At 63.7% G+C, this 18955-nt stretch carries 18 protein-coding genes; 9 read left to right on the plus strand and 9 right to left on the minus strand.

The annotated features are described in order from the left end of the window. The first annotated feature begins 122 nt into the window (after positions 1–122). From pbpC to AC1DX6_RS08105, 8 genes are all read left to right on the plus strand, one after another. Positions 123–2213, plus strand: a complete 2091-nt coding sequence (gene pbpC, locus AC1DX6_RS08070) for a penicillin-binding protein 1C (RefSeq protein ID WP_477312216.1) — start codon at positions 123–125, stop codon at positions 2211–2213. 18 nt (positions 2214–2231) lie between these two features. Then, on the plus strand, positions 2232–2954 hold the full coding sequence (locus AC1DX6_RS08075; RefSeq protein ID WP_477312217.1) for a M15 family metallopeptidase: 723 nt from the start codon (positions 2232–2234) through the stop codon (positions 2952–2954). 242 nt (positions 2955–3196) lie between these two features. Further along, positions 3197–4225: a sulfate ABC transporter substrate-binding protein gene (locus AC1DX6_RS08080; protein ID WP_477312218.1), complete on the plus strand. Its 1029-nt coding sequence runs from the start codon at positions 3197–3199 to the stop codon at positions 4223–4225. 23 nt (positions 4226–4248) lie between these two features. Further along, positions 4249–5100, plus strand: a complete 852-nt coding sequence (cysT, locus tag AC1DX6_RS08085) for a sulfate ABC transporter permease subunit CysT (RefSeq protein ID WP_477312219.1) — start codon at positions 4249–4251, stop codon at positions 5098–5100. Further along, positions 5093–5977, plus strand: a complete 885-nt coding sequence (gene cysW / locus AC1DX6_RS08090) for a sulfate ABC transporter permease subunit CysW (protein WP_477312220.1) — start codon at positions 5093–5095, stop codon at positions 5975–5977. Before cysT ends, cysW begins: the two co-directional genes overlap by 8 nt. 12 nt (positions 5978–5989) lie before the next feature. After that, on the plus strand, positions 5990–7030 hold the full coding sequence (locus tag AC1DX6_RS08095) for a sulfate/molybdate ABC transporter ATP-binding protein (protein WP_477312221.1): 1041 nt from the start codon (positions 5990–5992) through the stop codon (positions 7028–7030). 181 nt (positions 7031–7211) lie between these two features. Further along, positions 7212–8198 carry a sulfate ABC transporter substrate-binding protein gene (locus AC1DX6_RS08100; protein WP_477312222.1) on the plus strand — a complete coding sequence of 329 codons (987 nt, stop codon included), beginning with the start codon at positions 7212–7214 and terminating at the stop codon, positions 8196–8198. Between the two features lie 248 nt (positions 8199–8446). After that, on the plus strand, positions 8447–8896 hold the full coding sequence (locus AC1DX6_RS08105) for an RrF2 family transcriptional regulator (protein WP_006202816.1): 450 nt from the start codon (positions 8447–8449) through the stop codon (positions 8894–8896). A 65-nt stretch (positions 8897–8961) separates the two neighbouring features. Here AC1DX6_RS08105 and AC1DX6_RS08110 read toward each other — a convergent pair whose 3' ends face one another. After that, positions 8962–9096 (minus strand): hypothetical protein, encoded by a 135-nt coding sequence (locus tag AC1DX6_RS08110; RefSeq protein WP_477312223.1) that lies wholly within the window; start codon positions 9094–9096, stop codon positions 8962–8964. Positions 9097–9208: 112 nt separating this feature from the next. On the opposite strand from AC1DX6_RS08110, the gene AC1DX6_RS08115 reads away from it, so the two are divergent. Next, positions 9209–10357 (plus strand): lysophospholipid acyltransferase family protein, encoded by a 1149-nt coding sequence (locus AC1DX6_RS08115; protein ID WP_477312224.1) that lies wholly within the window; start codon positions 9209–9211, stop codon positions 10355–10357. On the opposite strand, the gene AC1DX6_RS08120 is transcribed toward AC1DX6_RS08115, so the two are convergent. From AC1DX6_RS08120 to AC1DX6_RS08155, 8 genes are all read right to left on the minus strand, one after another. Continuing rightward, positions 10352–10903, minus strand: coding sequence for a gluconokinase (locus tag AC1DX6_RS08120; protein WP_477312225.1), 552 nt, complete (start codon positions 10901–10903; stop codon positions 10352–10354). The genes AC1DX6_RS08115 and AC1DX6_RS08120 overlap by 6 nt on opposite strands. Before the next feature lie 7 nt (positions 10904–10910). Further along, a complete protein-coding gene (locus AC1DX6_RS08125; protein WP_477312226.1) occupies positions 10911–11897 on the minus strand; it encodes an ABC transporter permease in 987 nt (328 codons plus the stop codon). Further along, on the minus strand, positions 11894–12874 hold the full coding sequence (locus AC1DX6_RS08130; protein ID WP_477312227.1) for an ABC transporter permease: 981 nt from the start codon (positions 12872–12874) through the stop codon (positions 11894–11896). Before AC1DX6_RS08130 ends, AC1DX6_RS08125 begins: the two co-directional genes overlap by 4 nt. Then, positions 12871–14418, minus strand: coding sequence for a sugar ABC transporter ATP-binding protein (locus AC1DX6_RS08135; RefSeq protein WP_477312228.1), 1548 nt, complete (start codon positions 14416–14418; stop codon positions 12871–12873). Before AC1DX6_RS08135 ends, AC1DX6_RS08130 begins: the two co-directional genes overlap by 4 nt. Before the next feature lie 80 nt (positions 14419–14498). Further along, positions 14499–15626, minus strand: a complete 1128-nt coding sequence (locus AC1DX6_RS08140; RefSeq protein ID WP_477312229.1) for a sugar ABC transporter substrate-binding protein — start codon at positions 15624–15626, stop codon at positions 14499–14501. 372 nt (positions 15627–15998) lie between these two features. Beyond that, entirely contained in the window at positions 15999–16319 is a 321-nt protein-coding gene (locus AC1DX6_RS08145) for a hypothetical protein (RefSeq protein WP_477312230.1), read from the minus strand. 104 nt (positions 16320–16423) lie between these two features. Then, a complete protein-coding gene (gene gntR / locus AC1DX6_RS08150; RefSeq protein WP_477312231.1) occupies positions 16424–17452 on the minus strand; it encodes an HTH-type transcriptional regulator GntR in 1029 nt (342 codons plus the stop codon). Positions 17453–17615: 163 nt separating this feature from the next. Next, a complete protein-coding gene (locus AC1DX6_RS08155; RefSeq protein ID WP_477313633.1) occupies positions 17616–18845 on the minus strand; it encodes an MFS transporter in 1230 nt (409 codons plus the stop codon). Between the last annotated feature and the right edge of the window lie 110 nt (positions 18846–18955).

Below are 18955 nucleotides of genomic sequence, written 5' to 3' on the forward strand. Positions count from 1 at the left end.
CTGCTGCGATCGTCGGTGCCTCTTCTGCAACGTTGGAAGTTGGCGAAAACCTCTGCGCAGGCCCCTTTCTCCCCGTCTCTACACGGGGAGAAATGCCCGGCAGGGCAATGAGGGGCGGCGCCATGCTTTCCAGGAAAATCCTTCGCCGCACCGCCATAACCGCAGCCACCTGCGCCGGAATTCTTGCAATTGCCACCGCTGCGCTCTGGCAACTCGACCGCGCATTCCCGCCACCCCTGCCCGAAAAACTGACGGTCTCCACTGAAGTGCAGGACCGCGACGGCCAGCTGTTGCGGGCCTTCGCCACCCCAGACGGCTACTGGCGGCTTGAGACCCGCCTCGACCAGGTCGACAAGCAGTTCGTCGACATGCTGGTCACCTATGAGGACAAGCGCTTCTGGGACCATGAAGGCGTCGATGTGCTGGCGCTGGCCCGCGCTGCCGGGCAGTTCGTCACCAGCGGCCATATCGTCTCCGGCGGCTCGACACTGTCGATGCAGCTCGCCCGGCTGATCGAACCGCGCGAAAGCCGCAGCCTCGGTTCCAAGATCAAGCAGATGCTGCGTGCCATCCAGATCGAGCGGCGGCTGTCCAAGCGCGAGATCCTCGAACGCTACCTGACGCTTGCCCCCTATGGCGGCAACCTCGAAGGCGTGCGCGCTGCCTCGCTCGCCTATTTCGGCAAGGAGCCGAAGCGGCTGACGGTTTCGGAGGCAGCTTTGCTCGTCGCGCTGCCGCAGCTGCCCGAGAAACGCCGTCCCGACCGCAACCTCGACATCGCCCACGCCGCCCGCGATCGGGTGCTGACCCGCATGGTCTCGGCAGGCCTGCTTGGCGAACGCGAAGCGGCACGTGCCGCGCTCGACGATGTCTCGGGCCTGCGTCGCAAGTTGCCGGCGCTGGCACCGCATGCCGCCTATGCCATGCTGCCCAAGGCTGTCGCCGGCAAGCCGCTGCAACTGACGATCCGCAAAAGCGTGCAGGAAGGGCTGGAACAGGTGGCCAAGGACGCCGCCAGCAAGCTCGGCCCTCGCCTCTCCGTCGCCATGGTGCTGGCCGATGCCCGCACCGGCGACATACTGGGCGAAGTCGGCTCGGCCGATTTCTTCGACGCCAGCCGCTCCGGCTGGATCGACATGACCAAAATCATCCGCTCGCCCGGCTCGACGCTGAAGCCGTTCATCTATGGCCTGGCTTTCGAGCAGGGACTGGTGGCCCAGGAAATGCTGATCGAGGACAGCCCGGTCGATTTCGGGGGCTACCGGCCGAAGAATTTCGACATGGGCTATCAGGGCGACGTCAGCATCCGGCAGGCGCTGCAACTGTCGCTCAACGTGCCGGCAATCCGCGTGCTGGACGCGGTCGGCCCGGCGCGGTTGACGGCGCGTTTCCGCCAGGCCGGCGTCAACCCCGTTCTACCTGTTAACGAGGCGCCGGGCCTGGCCATCGGCCTAGGCGGCGTCGGGGTGACGCTGCGCGACCTGGTCCAGCTCTATACCGGGCTTGCCAATGGCGGCAAGGCGCACTCGCTGCATGACGGCACCGAGCCGGCCAATGCCGAACGCACCACCGCCACCATCCTTGACGATCAGGCCAACTGGCAGATCACCGACATCCTGTCGGGCGTCAAGCCGCCAGAGGGCGCTGCCCAGCGCGGCATCGCCTACAAGACCGGGACGTCCTATGGCTATCGCGATGCCTGGTCGGTCGGCTTCGACGGCCGCTATGTGCTGGGAATCTGGGTCGGCCGCGCCGATGCCGGCGCGGTGCCCGGCCTCTCCGGTTATGTCTCCGCCGCACCCATCCTGTTCGAAGGCTTCGTCCGTTCGGGCCTCGCCGCGGTGCCGCTGCCCAGCCAGCCGGCCGGCGTCGTCAGGCCCAAACGCGAGGACTTGCCGGTGACATTGGCGCGCTTCGGCGCCGGCGCCGACGGGCTGGTGCAGGCGACGCCGACCGAGCCGGCGCCGACGATCATCTTCCCGCCCGACGGCGCCCGCGTCGATCTTGCCACCAATTCGGCCGACGCCTCGCCGCTGGTGCTGAAGCTGCAAGGTGGCCGCGCGCCGTTCCGCTGGCTGGCCAACGGCAAGCCGCTCACCGGCATCGACCGGCGCCGCTCCGCCACCTGGCTGCCTGACGGCGCCGGCTACTCGACGCTGACCGTGATCGACGCGGTGGGACGCGCGGCCAGCGTGAAAGTGTTCGTCGAGTGAAACTGTTCGTTGAATAGAATGCGGCAGGTGATTCAACGCATTGCGTTTTGCGCCCTGCTGCCGCTGACTTTCGCCCTGCCCGCAAGCGCCGATGCCCTCCCCGCCGGCTTTGTCCGCCTCGCCGATGTCGATCCCTCGATCCGGCAGGACATCCGCTATGCCGGCCTCGAAAACTTCCTGCACCGCAAGGCCAGCGGCTATGAGGCTCCCGTGTGCATCCTGACCAGGCAAGCCGCGGAAGCTCTGTCCGGCGTGCAGAAGGCAATCGCCGCTGAGGGGCTGACGCTGGTCGTCTTCGACTGCTACCGCCCGGCGCGTGCCGTTTCCGATATGGGCCAATGGACGAGAGAAGGCGGACCGCCCGACCCGCAATGGTATCCCGCGGTCAAGCGTAAGGACCTCATCGCCAAGGGCTATATCGGCGAACTGTCCACCCATTCGCGCGGCTCGACCGTCGATGTCGCCATCGCGCGAACCGATGCCAAGAGCGCGCCAAAGCCGGCCTGCGGCGCGCCCGATGCCGACACGCTCGACTTCGGCACCGGTTTCGACTGTTTCGACCCGATGAGCGAAACGGCGCACCGCCCGCTTGCTGGGGAAGCGACCGCCAACCGCCAGCGGCTTGTCGAAGCGATGCGCGCCAATGGTTTCAAGAACTATGCGCGCGAATGGTGGCACTTCACGCTGGAAAGCGAGCCGTTTCCGAAGCAGCGCTTCGACTTTCCCGTCACTGCCGAGTGAGCCTTCGGCCGCTGTGACGGCAAAGTTCGCCCGATTCCCTGCGGCCATTGCCGAAGCGCGACCCGTTTCTAGTTAGATCTCTGATCAGCACCGGATCCTCGCGATGGCTACGCGAGGAAAATATTTCCTCATGAGGCTGAGGTTCGGCGAAAAATTGCTTCAATGGGGCAAAAAAGGCAACATTGAATGCATCTAATTTCTATCAATTCGCTAGAGTTCGGCCGTCATCAACGGAGGCGGAAATGACCAAACCTCATTTCAGGAAACTGCTCGGCGCACTGGTCGCCACATCTGTCCAGTTCGGCACGCTCGGTTTCGCGTTTGCCGATACCACCATTCTGAACGTGTCCTATGACCCGACTCGCGAACTCTACAAGGCCTATGACGAGGCCTTCGTCGCCCACTGGAAGGCCGAGACCGGCGAGACGGTCACAATCCAGCAGTCGCATGGCGGATCGGGCGCACAGGCCCGCGCCGTGATCGACGGCCTCGATGCCGATGTGGTGACGCTGGCTCTCGAAGGCGACATCAACGCCATCGTCAACAAGTCGAAGAAGATCAATCCGGACTGGCGCACCAAGTTCGAGAACAATTCGGCCCCCTACACCTCGACCATCATCTTCCTGGTTCGCAAGGGCAACCCGAAGGGCATCCACGACTGGAGCGACCTGATCAAGGACGGTGTCCAGGTGATTACGCCGAACCCGAAGACCTCGGGCGGCGCGCGCTGGAACTATCTCGCTGCCTGGGCCTATGCCAACGCCAATGATGGCGGCGACGAAGCCAAGACCAAGGAATTCGTCGGCAATCTCTACGCCCATGCCCCGGTGCTCGACACCGGCGCGCGCGGCTCGACCGTCACCTTCGCGCAAAAGGGCCTCGGCGACGTGCTGATCGGCTGGGAAAACGACGCCTATCTGGCGCTGAACGAATTCGGCGCCGACAATTTCGAGATCGTCTACCCCCCGACATCGATCCTGGCCGAACCGCCGGTGGCGATTGTCGACGCCAATGTCGACGCCAAGGGCACGCGCAAGGTCGCCGAAGCCTATCTCGGCTGGCTCTATTCCAAGGAAGGGCAGACGATCATCGCCAAGAACCACTATCGTCCGGCCAAGCCGGAACTCGTGGCGCCGGCGGATCTGCCCAAAACACCTGATATCAAGCTGATCTCCATCGACGATCCGCTTTTCGGCGGCTGGAAGAAGGCACAGCCTTACCATTTCGGCGACGGTGGTATATTCGACCAGATCTATAAGCCGGCCCAGTGAGCTAAAATCTAGATCAGGACGATATGACCACAGCACCCGCGCAGGCGGGGTGGCGGTTCAGACAGCCGAGTGTCATTCCGGGTTTCGGACTGACGCTCGGCTTCTCGCTTGCCTACCTCACCCTCATCATCCTCATTCCCTTGTCCGGGCTGGTCTGGCGCTCGGCCGCCCTTGGCTGGCCTGAATTCTGGGCCATTGCCACCGATCGCCGCACCCTCAACGCGCTGGAAATCAGCTTCGGCACCGCCTTCCTCGCGGCTGGCGTCAATGTCGTCTTCGGCACGCTGGTCGCCTGGGTGCTGGTGCGCTACCGCTTTCCCGGCCGGCGCATTGTCGACGCCATGGTCGACCTGCCCTTCGCGCTGCCGACGGCCGTGGCCGGCATTGCGCTGACCACGCTTTACGCACCAAACGGCTGGATCGGCCACCTTTTGATGCCGCTTGGCATCAAGGTCGCCTATACGCCGCTCGGTATCGTCATCGCGCTGGTCTTCATCGGCCTGCCCTTCGTCGTGCGCACCGTGCAGCCGATCATGGAGGAGATCGACAAGGAGGTTGAGGAAGCCGCCGCCACGCTTGGCGCCAGCCGCTTCCAGATCATCACCCGTATCCTGTTTCCGGGCCTGGCGCCGGCCATAATCACCGGCTTTTCGCTGGCCTTTGCGCGCGGCGTCGGCGAATACGGCTCGGTCATCTTCATCGCCGGCAATCTGCCCTACAAATCCGAAATCGCGCCGCTTCTGATCGTCATCCGGCTGGAGGAGTACAACTACCCCGCCGCGACGGCGATCGCGGCGATCATGCTTTTGCTGTCGTTCGTGATGCTTCTTGTCGTCAATCTCGCCCAGTCATGGAGCCGCAAGCGCTATGGCTGATCCCGAAATCAAATCCTACGAGCCGCACCACGAGAGCCAGTCGGCGGCGGTCACCGAAAGCCGCCCGGCGCAAATCGTGCTGATGGCCATCGCCTTCACCTTCCTGGGTATCTTCCTGCTCTTGCCGCTGATCATCGTCTTCCACGAGGCGCTGGCCAAAGGCGTCAGTGCCTATACCGAAGCGCTGGGCGATGCCGACGCCCGCTCGGCGATCCGGCTGACGCTGCTGGTGGCGGCGATCTCGGTGCCACTCAACGTCGTCTTCGGCATTTCCGCCGCCTGGGCGATCGCCAAGTTCGAGTTCAAGGGCAAGGCCTTCCTGACCACGCTCATCGACCTGCCGTTCTCGGTATCGCCGGTCATTTCCGGACTGGTCTATGTGCTTTTGTTCGGCGCTCAAGGCCTGCTCGGCGGCTGGTTGAAGGCGCATGGCATCGCCATCCTGTTTGCCGTGCCCGGCATCGTTCTGGCCACCGTCTTCGTCACCTTCCCCTTCGTCGCGCGCGAATTGATCCCGCTGATGCAGGAACAGGGCAATGGCGACGAAGAGGCGGCACTTTCGCTCGGCGCCAATGGCTGGCAGACCTTCTGGTATGTGACGCTGCCCAACGTCAAATGGGGGCTGCTCTACGGCGTGCTGCTGTGCAATGCCCGCGCCATGGGCGAATTCGGCGCCGTCTCGGTGGTGTCGGGTCACATTCGCGGCCTGACCAACACCATGCCGCTGCATGTCGAAATCCTCTATAACGAGTACAACGCCGTCGGCGCTTTCGCCGTGGCTTCATTGCTTGCGGGCCTGGCGCTGGTGACTCTGGTCTTGAAAACACTGCTCGAGATGCGCTACGGCGCCGAGATCGCCGCGACACGCGGGCATTAGAAGGTTCTGTAAATGGAAGTTCGCGTTGCCAACGTGCGCAAGGAGTTTGAGCGGTTTCCGGCCCTCCATGACGTGTCGCTTGACATCAAGTCCGGTGAGTTGATCGCGCTGCTGGGGCCGTCCGGTTCCGGCAAGACGACGCTGCTCAGGCTGATTGCCGGGCTGGAGCGGCCGACGCGAGGAAAAATCTTCTTCGGCGACGAGGACGCGTCGCAAAAGTCGATCCAGGAGCGCAATGTCGGCTTCGTCTTCCAGCACTATGCGCTGTTCAGGCACATGACGGTCGCCGACAATATCGGTTTCGGCCTGAAAGTCCGGCACGGGCCGACACGGCCGCCGGCGCAGGAAATCCGTCGCCGCGCCTCCGAGCTTCTCGACCTGGTCCAGCTTTCCGGCCTGGAAAAGCGCTATCCGGCGCAGCTTTCGGGCGGCCAGCGCCAGCGCGTGGCATTGGCCCGCGCCATGGCGATCGAGCCCCGGGTGCTCTTGCTGGACGAGCCGTTCGGCGCGCTCGACGCCCAGGTGCGCCGCGAACTGCGCCGCTGGCTGCGCGAGATCCACGACGCCACCGGCCACACCACCGTCTTCGTCACCCACGACCAGGAAGAAGCACTGGAGCTTGCTGACCGCGTCGTGGTGATGAGCCAGGGCCGCATCGAGCAGGTCGGCACCGCCGACGAAATCTACGACACGCCGAACTCGCCCTTCGTCTACGGCTTCATCGGTGAATCGAGCTCGCTTCCTGTCAAGGTCGAGAATGGCGAGGTCTGGATCGCCGACCGCCCGATCGGGCTGGCGGCGCCGCATGCGCCTTCAGGCGACGCATTGCTGTTCTTCCGCCCGCACGATGTCGAACTGCTCGACGGCTGCAGCGGCTGCATTGCCGGCACCGTCGCCGCCAGCCGCCGCGTCGCCGGCACCAGGCGGGTGGAACTCGAAATCGGCGGCGAGCGCCAGCGGGTCGAAATCGAGCTGCCAGTCGACCATCCGGCGGCACAGAAGAGCCGGGTTGCGTTTCGCCCCAAGCGCTGGAAGCTTTTTCCGGCTGCATAGAGCATCATCCGCCGGGAAGACGCAGAAAAGACTCTGGTTGGAAGGAAATCCTACCAGATGACTGTTTCGACAATGCTTTTTCTCGCGACGGCCTGATAAGTCCGGTGCGCATGTCTCGTCGCCAGCGACGCGGCGCGGTTATCTTCAGGCATCAGACGCATTGCATCCGGAGCCTGTTTTCATGAAGCGATTTTTCTTGGGCGTCGTCACCGTCGCCAGCCTTTTCCTCGCATCCTCCCAAGCTTGGTCGGCCGACAAATTGCTCAACGCCTCCTATGATGTCGGCCGCGAACTGTTCGCGCAGGTGAACAAGGCTTTCATAGCCGGACACCCCGGCGTCAGCATCGACCAGTCGCATGCCGGAACGTCGGCGCAGGCGCGCGCCATCGCCGAGGGCCTCGGCGCCGATGTCGTCACCTTCAACCAGGTCACCGACATCGATTTTCTGGTCAAGAAAGGTCTCGTCTCGGCCGACTGGCAGAAGGATTTTCCCGATAACGCCTCGCCCTTCTACTCGCTGCCTTCGTTCCTCGTCCGCGCGGGCAATCCCAAGCACATCAAGGACTGGAACGATCTCGTGCGCGACGACGTGCAGGTGATCTTCCCCAACCCGAAAACCTCTGGCAATGCGCGCTACACCTATCTGGCGGCAACCGCCTACGCCAAGGAGGCGTTCAAGGGCGACGACGCCAAGGTGAAGGAATTCGTCACCAAGCTGTTCAACAACGTGCCGATCTTCGACACCGGTGGCCGCGCTGCCACCACCACCTTCGTGCAGCGCGAGATCGGCGACGTGCTGATCACCTTCGAGTCGGAAACACGTGGCATCCGCAAGGAGTATGGCGACGACAAGTTCGAGCAGGTGACGCCCTCGGTCAGTCTGCTGGCCGAGTTCCCGGTGGCGATCGTCGACAAGGTCGCCGACGAGCACGGCAGCCGCGATCTGGCCAAGACCTATCTCGACTTCCTCTATTCGCCGGAAGGTCAAAACATCGCCGCCGAAAATGGCCTGCGCGCCCGCAACACGGAAGTCGCGGCCAAATACAAGGCCGACTTCCCCGATGTCCGCCTGCTGACGGTGCAGGATGTTTTTGGCGGCTGGGACAAGGTGCAGAAGGAGCATTTCGCCGCCGGCGGCCTGCTCGACCAGGCCTACGGCAGCCGCTAGAAATCACCACCATCCGACCTCAAGGAAAGCCGGCGACTAGCCGGTTTTCTTCGTTCTGGGCGGTCCGAATTGCCAGCGCGACCGGGTTTCGAGGCCCTGTGGTGCAAAACGTTACGAAGAATCAACGCGTTCATGCCTAACGTGCGATCCGGCGGCTTGTTTTCGCGAACGCACGGCGAAAACGTCATCATTTGCACACAAACAGTCGCCAGATGCGAGTGGTTGGGGCTTCATGGGTTGATCAGGGCATGCTGACGAAAAAAGGCAAATACGGCCTCAAGGCCCTCGTGCATCTTTCCGGCCTGCCGGTCGGCCAACTGGCCTTCGTCAACGACATTGCGGTCGCCAACAACATCCCGAAGAAATTCCTCGACGCCATTCTGGGCGAGTTGCGCAATGCCGGTTTCGTCCAGAGCCGCAAGGGCAAGGAAGGCGGCTATCGCCTCGCCCGCCCGGCCTCCGAGATCAAGATCGGCCATGTCGTGCGTGTGCTCGACGGGCCGCTGGCGCCGATCCCTTGCGCCAGCCGCACCCAGTACCAGCGTTGCGAGGATTGCGACGAGGCGACCTGCCAGGTCCGCCACATGATGCTGGAAGTGCGCCAGGCGATCGCCGAGGTGCTGGACAATCGCAGCCTCGCCGCCATGCGCGACGCCGACAATGACGATTTCCCGGTCGAACTGACGTCGCAGATCTAGAGCATGATCCCGAAAAGTGGGAGCCGGTTTTCGCATAAGATCATGCTCCAATACGAATAGTCGCCTCAGACCAGACCGAGCTTGCCGGCAAGCACGACCCGCAGGATGTGGCGCGGCACTTTGAACTCGACGATGCGGCTGCGCGCGAAATCGCGGATCGGCTCGCCATCGGCGGTGGCGCCCGACAGCGCCTGTTCCACGCTCGAACCTTGAATACCTACCGCAATGCTCCATCGGCGCCGATTGCGCCCCTGTGGCAGACGCAGTAAAGCGATTTTCGGATGCGCGCAAAACAGGCTGGACACCGATCGGATGAGGCTGCCGTGGTTCGGACAATCCAGGAGAGCCGGCCGCAAACCGTCATCCGCCGTAGGCTACCACACTGAAATCATCGCCGATGTCCTGGTGCCGGAAAGCGCCGAGTCTGTCCGGTTCTTCAGCCGCAAGATCGTCAAACCCGCAAAGCTGCGCCGCTTTTCCAACAGGGATTTCCGCGAGAGCCTGTTGTTTGCTTTCTATCTCGGTGTCGCCGCAACGCTGCCGGTCAATTGGTGGGCACCGATCTGTGGCTGGGTGTCCAGGCTTCGCCAGAAGCGCCATGTCAGCAAGGATTTTTCACGCTACGAGCCGTCGACGCGGGCCGTGCTTGGCAGCGGCGTCGATGTGCAAAAACTGTTCAGCGCCATGCTTGCCGCGCTTCACCGTCGACGCCTGCTTCTCGCCGCGCATCTGGTCGGCGTCGGCTGGTCGCCGGCCATCCGCCTGGAGGGGCTCGAAGGTCTTCGGGAAGCGCTGAAGCGCGGCCGCGGCGCCATCATCTGGTGCGATCAGTTCACCGCCCAGACGATCATCGGCAAGCGCGCGCTGCATGAGGCCGGCGTCGAGGCCCATCAGGTAAGCGTCCGCTTCCACGGCATCTCCGAGACGACATTCGGCTTGCGTTTTCTCAATCCGCCCATGGTCTGGGTTGAGAACCGTTTCCTGAAAAGCCGCGTCGTGTTCGATCGCAGCGACGCCTATCAGGTGACCACGCGCATGCAGAAGATCCTGAGGGAGAACGGTGTTGTCCTGATGACCAACAACATCCATGCCGGCTCGACATTTGCGGAAGTGGCGCTTGGCGAAAACGGCTGGACCCACCTTGCCTCGGCGCCGGCAAATTTCGCCGCCAGAGGCGGGGCAGCGCTGTTTGCCATGTCGACCTTCGAGACGGTCCCCTTTCGCCAATACCACGCCGTCATCAGCCCGGAACTGCTGCCAACGGCATCTAGGCCGGCGCCGGGTGCCTCGGGCGCCAAGAACATCGAGCTTCAGGCGCACTACATCCTGCTCAAGCGCGACCGCCTGCTTGAGGCCCTCAAGCTTCATCCCGAGCAGATGATGGTATGGTCCGGCCAGGACCGGCTCAGCGAACGACCCGACAATGCCGGGCCGGACGATGATGCCGGCACATCCTCATGAAACCACGCTGCCAAGCAGGCTCACGGCCTCAGTGACGGTCTGGGCCACCGGACGCGTCCCATCGAGGGTCAATGCCCGCTCGTCGGCTGCAGGTGCTTCGAGGATGGCGAACTGGCTGTCGACAAGGCTTGCCGGCATGAAATGCCCCTTGCGGCTACCGACGCGCCGCTTTGCGGTCGCCGGGTTGATCTCCAGATAGACGAAGACGATGCCCTGGCAAAAACCGCGCAGACGCTGGCGATAGCTGCGTTTCAGCGCCGAGCAGGCGGCGACCACGCCCTGCCCGCTGCCGGTCGACGCCGCGATCTGTCGGCCGATGGCGTCGAGCCAGCCTTCGCGCAACGCATCGGTCAGCGGCTCGCCGCTCGCCATGCGCGCGACATTCTCGGGCGGGTGCAGCCGGTCACCTTCGACAAAAATGGCACCAAGCGCCGCGGCCAAAGCTTTGCCGACGACTGATTTGCCACAGCCGGCGACGCCCATGACCACGATGGCAAGCCCCGGCCCGGCACGGCTCGCCCGAGATTGTGCCGCCGCTTCGTCCACGAGCGGATTAGCGGCTTGCCGGTGCACGGCCATAGAGCAGCAGCATGGCGACGATGACGACGCCATAGATGATCTGCCGCCCGGCCTCCGGCATCTGCATGACGGAAAGGATCGACTGCAGCAGCGTGATCAGGATGACGCCGGCCACGGTGCCGAGATAGGAACCGCGCCCGCCGAGGATCGAGGTGCCACCAAGCACCACCGCGGCGATCGACGGCAACAGATAGGCATCGCCCATCGATTGCGCCGCCTTGGAGGCGTAGCCGGCCAGCAGCACCCCGCCGAAGGCTGAGAGCCCGCCGGAAACGGCGAAGGCGATCATCACCACGCGCCGTGTGTCGATGCCGGAGAGGTAGGCTGCGCGCTCGCGATTGCCGATGCCGTAGACGCTGCGGCCGAAGCTGGTGCGGGTCAGCACGAAGACCATCGCAGCTCCGATCAGCGCCCAGATGACGACGGCATTGGGCACGCCCGGAATGGCAAAGCCAGTCGCCAGGTAGCGCATCGCGCCGGTCGCCGAATCCTGCGGCGAGAACCCGCCAGTGTAGACCACCATCAGCCCTTGCGCGACGGCGTTGGTGGCCAGCGTGATGATCATCGAGGGGATGCGCAGATAGGCGACGCCGATGCCATTGACGATGCCGATCGCGACGCCGCACAAAATGCCGAACGGAATCGCCAACGCGACGCCAGTCGGCCCGAAGGCCGCCATCGCACTGGCCATCATGGCGCCCACCGCCACCGACCATGGCACCGAAAGGTCGATCTGGCCGAGCAGGATGACCAGCATCATGCCGGTAGCGATGACGCCGAGGAACGACGCCACCTTGAGCTGCTGCAAGAGATATTCAGGCGACAGGAAACTGCGCGAATAGAGACTGCCCAGGAACAGCAGCAGCACGATGCAGGCAAAGGCCGTGAGCACCGCCGGATCGGCACGGCGAATGAATTTCGGCATACGGCCAGCAATTCCGCCCAATGTCGTCTCGCTCACAGGAACCACTCCAGCCGGTTGCGGACCCTGAACAGGGCGAAGGCGCCGAGGCTGACCGCGATCAGCAGGATAACGCCCTGGAACAGCGGCTGCCAGAGCGGATCGAAATCGAAGACGAAGAGCAGATCGCCGATGGTGCGGAAAGCCAGCGCCCCGAAGATCGCGCCGATGGCGCTGCCCTTGCCTCCGAACAGCGAGACGCCGCCGAGCACGACGGCGGCGATCGAGAACAACGTGTAGGCGTTGCCGCTGGCATAGGCTGCCTCGCCCGTATAGGTGAAGAAGGTCAGGAACAGCCCGCCGATCGCCGCGAGCAGCCCGGCAAGCGCGTAGGCGGCAAACTTGCCACGCCGGATCGGTACGCCGGACATGTAGGCCGCCATTTCCGATGAGCCCGCCGCGTAAGCCGCACGACCGAGCACCGAGCGGCTGAACGGCACCCAGACGATCAGCACCACGGCGAGCAGCACCACCAGGCTGGCCGGCACCACGCCGAACAGACGCCCGGTCAGGGCGTCGGCGAGATCCTCATTGACCGAGCCGCCGGGAAATGGCCGCAGCAACAGCGCGATGCCGAAATAGACGGCACCTGTGGCGATGGTGGCGACGATCGGCTGCAGCCGCCCATAGATGACAATGGCACCGTTGATCGCCCCGCATAGCAGCCCGGTGCCAAGCACGGCGATGACCCCGAAGGCGGTCTCGATGCCGGTGCCAACAACCAGCCACGAAGCCAGGCAATTGGTCAGCGTGAAGATCATGCCGACGGAAAGGTCGATGCCGGCGGTGATCACCACCAGCGTCTGCGCCATAGCCACGAAGGCGAGCAGCACGCCCTTGTTCGAGGCCGTCTGCACCACGTTGGCGGTGAAGCCGGCCGGATGGTTCGAGGTGTAGATGACGAACATGACGATGAAAATGCCGAGCGCCAGCAGCGTTCCGCGCTGTTCGGCCAGCCAGTAGCGCCAATCTTTCACGCGTCCGCTCCCAGGCTCACGGGGCTCTCCTCGCCGTGGATGTTGAGCGCACTTGATATCAGCGCCCGCTCGGTGATTTCGGCGCCGACCAGTTCGCGCTTGACTGCCCCATCATAGAGCACCAGCACACGGTCGCAGCAGCCGATCAGTTCGTCATAGTCGGTCGAATAAAACAGGATCGCCGCACCCGCATCGGCCAGCTTGCGCATCAGCTGATAAAGCTCCTGCTTGGTGCCGACATCGATGCCGCGCGTCGGATCGTTGAGCAGGATGATGCGCGGCTGCCGCATCAGCCATTTGGCGATGACCACCTTCTGCTGGTTGCCTCCGGACAGCGCGCCGACCGGAATGTCGAGGCCTGCCGTCTTGATCGCCAGCAGACCAACCATGTCGTCGATCAAGCGCTGCTCGGCGGCGCGGTCGATGATGCCGGCTTTCGCCAATCGGTCGAGTGCGGCGAAAGATAGGTTCTCGCGCACCGTCATCGGCAGCATCAGGCCTTCGGTCTTGCGGTCTTCCGGGATCAGCGCCATGCCGATCCCGTCATGGCGTGCAGCGGCGGGGCTGGCGATCGCCACCGGCTTGCCGTCGATGAGGATCTGACCGGACAGACCGCGCAGCACACCGAAGAAGGCGAGCAGCAATTCGCGTTGGCCCTGGCCGTCGAGACCGCCAAGACCGACCACCTCGCCTGCCCCGACCGTCAGCGAGACATTGTCCAGCCGGTCGGTCCAGGACAGCTTGCGCGCCTCCAGCACGGGAACGGCGGCAGCTGCAGCGCGCGCGGGCTTCGGCGGGAAAATATGGCTGTATTCGCGTCCGATCATCAGTTCGACGACTTCATTGTCGCTCTTTGTGCCCGCCGCATAGCTGGCGACATTGCGGCCGTTACGGAACACCGTGCACTGGTCGGCGAGTTCCGCGATCTCGTTCATGCGGTGCGAGATGTAGAGCAGCGCCAGCCCTTCTGAGCGCAATCGCTTGAGCACGCTAAAGATCTTGGCGACGTCAGTCGCGGTCAGCGCCGAGGTCGCCTCGTCGAGGATCAGGATGCGCGGCTTGCGTGCCAGCGCCTTGGCGATCTCGACCATCTGTCTTCTTGAAAGGGGCAGATCCTTGACCAGCGCCAGCGGGTGGATGTCGGCGGCGCCGGCGCGCGCCAGCGCTTCCTCGGCGATGTGACGCTGTGCCTTGCGATCGATCATGCCGAACCGTGTCGGCGGGTCGGAAATGACGATGTTGTCGGCGACGCTGAGTTCTGGGACCAGCGACAGCTCCTGGAAGATGCAGACGATACCGGCCTTGTTTGCAGCGCCAGGCGAAGCGAACGTCACCTCGCTGCCATCCAGCATCATGCGGCCTTCATCGGGCGCAACGACGCCCGCCATGACCTTGATCAGCGTCGATTTACCGGCGCCGTTTTCGCCGAGGATGCCGTGAATGCTGCCGGATGAAACCGAAAGCTCGGCCTTTTCCAGCGCCCGCACACCACCATAGCGCTTGGATATGCCTTCCATCCGGAAGAGCGGAACCGCACCGTCCATCGGCCCTCCCAAGGCAGTTTGACGACCAGGAATATGGAGTGGCCGGCGCCGCGGAGATCCCGCGGCGCCGGATACGTTGCCTACTGGTCCGCCTTGGTCTGACCCATGATTTCCTGCGCCGTGAAGTTGATGCCGCAGGTCGGGAAGGAATTGCCGACGAAGAAATTGTCGGACTGGTCGGGGAAATAATCCTGGCCTTCCTTGAAGTTCGGATCCTCGACGATGGCCAGCGGCAGCTTGACCGACTGCGGTACGACCTGCCCCTCGAGTGCCGCGATCGCCGTCTTGATGGCAACCGCCACCTGGGCCGGGCCAGTGCCGGCCGATGAGCATTTCAGCCCGTCCGCCGCGTGGGCCGCGCAGAATTTGCGGAAGCCGTTTTCGGTTTCGCCGCCAAACGGCACGAAGGCATGCTTGGCGTCGATCATCGCCTGCACGATGCCGGTATCGCCACCCTGGCCGGTGATGCCGACAAACGGACCGTTGGTGGCGATGGCGTCAGCCGTGACTTTCTGCGCCGTCGGGTCGTCCCACTTGCCGGCGACTTCGGTGACGTCCCACTTCTTGCCGGAAGCGTCGAAGGCTTCATGGATACCATTGTGGCGGTCGGTGTCGACCGACGTGCCGGCAACGCCGCGCACTTCAAGGATCTTGCCGCCATCGGGTATATGGCTGATCAGCCATTTGCCCCAAAGTTCGCCAAGGCCCTTCTGGTCGACGTTGACGTTGATGGCGTCCTTGGTGTCGAGAATGTTGTCGAAGGCGACCAGCACGACGCCGGCTTCCTTGGCGCGCTTGATCACCGGCGCGAAAGCGGTCGGGTTCTGCGCATTGACGACAATGGCGTCATAGCCGGAATCGATGAAGTTGTTGATCGCCGAAATCTGAGCCGGCACATCCTCGCCGGTCGACACGACCTTGAATTCCTTCAGCTTGGCGGCGACGTCCTTTTGCGCTGCGTAAGCCTTGGCGGTCTGGATCATCTGGATGCGCCAGGTGTTGGCGATATAGCCATTGGCGAGCGCGATCCGGTACGGGCCATCCTTTTTGGGAAACTTGAAGAACTGCGTATCTGCGGCCCAGGGCGCGAAGCAGTCCGGCTCGGCGGCTGGCCCCGGGACGACTTCGGGTCCGGCGGCCATTGCGGCCGAATTGAGCATGACGAATGCAGTGGCGGCAACGATGCCACCAACGAGTGACTTGATCATCGATATTCCTCCCAGTTGCAGTTCTGATTGTTGTTAGTGCTGTGACGTCTTCGCGCGCGTCAGGCCTGGCACCTCCTGCCCAGCTTTACCGCGCCTTTCGGTGGCCTGGCGCCGCCCCGATCCCCTCCCCTTGCTCTCCCGTCAGCGCCGGAAAAACTATCATATTATCCATAATAAACAAGCGTGAGGTGTCGCTTATATATAATAAACAGATTTTACTATTTGTTATAAGCACCTCTCAGCGAAAATGGTAGCGCTACCATTACGCAGTGTAAAGCGTCATTCGCACAGTGGTGAATGCGTGTTCAACGGTCGGTCCTCTCGCGGCGCTTGAGCTCGAAACCGAGATCGACGACCCGCTGCTCTGGCCACTTACCCGCGATTGCCGCGACCAGAAACAGCGACAACGTCGGTGAATTCCACTACCGTTTTCGTCGCAAGCGCGGAACAATACAGGATGTGGAACGGGCGATGGAAAGCGGCATTGATCCAGAACGGGAACACATTTACCGGCGCGGCTACGCAGCTGGCGTGTTCGATATATTGGCAAGCCTCGCACCCCTCCTTTCCGACAACGAGCGCCAGATGGTGGACAAGTGGATCAAGAATGACCTTGCCGCATGGATAAGCGTGACCCTCAATGAAGCGGTTCGGCCTCCCCATTTTCCCATAGGAAACCGCCCAGACGTTCACGGACCCTGGCCCGCGTAGGCATTCCTTGAATACCTCCGCCCAGGTACGATCTCACCGCGATGAGGGTCGAGCCGTCCGGATCAACGGACTCCTCGGTCGAGCTTTCAACGGTCGGTGCTCTCGCGGCGCTTGAGCTCGAAACCGAGATCGACGATCCGCTCTTCCGGCCTGTTGCCGGCGATTGCCGCGAGCGCCATGGCAACCGACCGCCGGCCGATTTCGTAGCGGTGGGTGCGGATGCTGGTGATCGAAGGAAAGGCCGCCTGCATCATGTCGAGATCGTTGAAGCCGACGATGCCGATCGTCTTCGGCACGGCAATCGACGCGCGGTGGCACTCGAACAGCACGCCGAGCGCGATATCGTCATTGTTGCAGAACACCCCGTCGAGCGACGGCATCTTGGCCAGCGCATCGCGAAACAATTCGCGCCCGAGTGTCACGCTGGACAGCAACGGCGTGGTGGTGACCAGCCGCGGGTCGAACAGGCCGGCGGCTTCCATCGCTGCGCGATAGCCGGCGAGGCGCCGCTGCGAGCGCGGGTCCATGCGCGCGCCGATAAAGCCGATGCGGCGGTACCCCTTCTCGATCAGGTGCTCTGTCGCCGCCCGCCCGCCATCGAAATGCGAGAAGCCAACCAGCATGTCGACGGGATCGGGTCCGGTCTCCATCACCTGCACCACCGGGCAGCCGGCGCTCTCCAGCAGTTTTCGCGAGGTTGGCGTCTGGTCGATGCCGGCCACGATCAGTGCAGCCGGGCGCTGCGAGCCGAACAGCTGCAACAGCCTTTCTTCCTCGAGGCCGGAATAATGGGTGTTGCCTAGCTGGATGCGAAACGGGCCATCCGACAGGCTGTCGTAGATGCCGCGCACCACTTCGGCAAAGACGTTGTTGGTAAGCGACGGCACCAGAACGCCAAACACATCGGCCCGCGCCGAGGCGAGCGCCCGCGCGTTCGGGTCGGGGACATAGCCGAGTTCGTCGACGGCAGCCTGGATCAGCTTGCGCAGATCCTCGGAGACCCGCTCCGGCTCGCGCAAGGCACGCGACACGGTGATGGCGCCGACGCCGGCCTTGCGCGCCACATCGGCGATGGTCGGACGGCCGCCGCCGCGGCGCGAGCGCGGCTTGATCATGGCCTCGATCCCGGCGCCGTGCCTTTGAAGGCCCGTGGTTGCGAAACGATACCCAGCGTCCTTGCCCCTGCCGCCATACCACTCCAGCCGGCTGTCACCCTCAATCTGGCGTCGCGCAGCATTGCGCCATTGTCAAGTGAACGCACGGCAGTGCCGGTCGCCCTCAGGCCATCGCCAGGGCGCTGCGCCGCGCCTTCCACAGCACCAGCACCATCGCCGCTATGTTCAAAAGGTTCCAGGCAATGCCGTTGAGAAATGCCGCGGCGTAGGAACCGGTCAGATCGTAGATCCAGCCCGACATCCAGCCGCCGATCGCCATGCCGAAGATGGTCGCCATCATGACGATGCCGACGCGCTGGCCGGCTTCCCTGGCCGGCATGTAGTCGCGCACGATAATGGCATAGCAAGGCACGATGCCGCCTTGCGACAGGCCGAAGACCAGGGAGACGACATAGAGCGAGGCAAGCCCGTCGAAGGGGATGTAGAACAGCAGCGACAGGCATTGCAGCACCGAGCCGATCAGCAGGGTTTTGACGCCGCCGATGCGGTCGGCGATGAAGCCCGACGCCAACCGGCTGACGACGCCCGCCGCCAGCATGATCGACAGCATGTCGGCGCCGTGCACCACGCCATAGCCGAGATCCATGCAATAGGCGATGATGTGGACCTGCGGCATCGACATCGCCACGCAGCAGCCGAGGCCGGCAATGACGAGCAGCACCTGCAAGGCCGCCGGCGACAGCGAGATCGGCTGCACGACGCGGCTGCCGGGCGATCCGGGCGCGGCCTCGCGAGGGGCGCCCCGCCGCAACATCAGCACCAATGGCACCATGGTCGCGAGACAGATGAGGCCGATGGTTGCGTAGGTGAAGCGCCAGCCTTCCGCCTTCATCAACATCGGCATGACGGCCGGCCAGATGGCGCCGGCGAGATAGTTGCCGGAGGCCGCCGACGCAACCGCGACCCCGCGGCGGCGGTTGAACCAGTGCGAGATGTCGGCAATCAGCGGACCGAAGATGGCCGATGTGCCGACGCCGATCAGCAGCTGGACAAGGGTGAACTGCAGGATCGATGTGGCCAGCGACGCCAGCAGGAAGCCGCTGCCGAGCGCGATCGCAGCAATCAGCGCCGGGAACCAGTAGCCCATGCGGTCGATGGCGCGGCCGACCAGCACATTGCCGGCGGCAAAGCCGACCATGGTCGCGGTGTAGGGTATCGACGCGGCGGCGCGGTCGACGCCGAATTCGGCCTGCACCGCGGGCAGCACCACGACCACCGCCCACATGCCGACGCCGCCGATCGTCGACAGCAGCATCGAGATGCCGAGCCGCGTCCACGCATAGGTGCTGTCGATGCCGGGGCTGCTCGCCCGGCTGGAGACGGTTGGGGTCAAGGCGTTTCCTGTCCGCAGTTCTGCAAATCGACCGGTTTCGGCGCCACTATCGGCACATTCGAGACGCCGAGCAGCACCACGACCGGCAAATCCGTGGCTCCAGGGATTTC

It is taken from the genome of Mesorhizobium sp. P2_C4 (assembly GCF_056404575.1).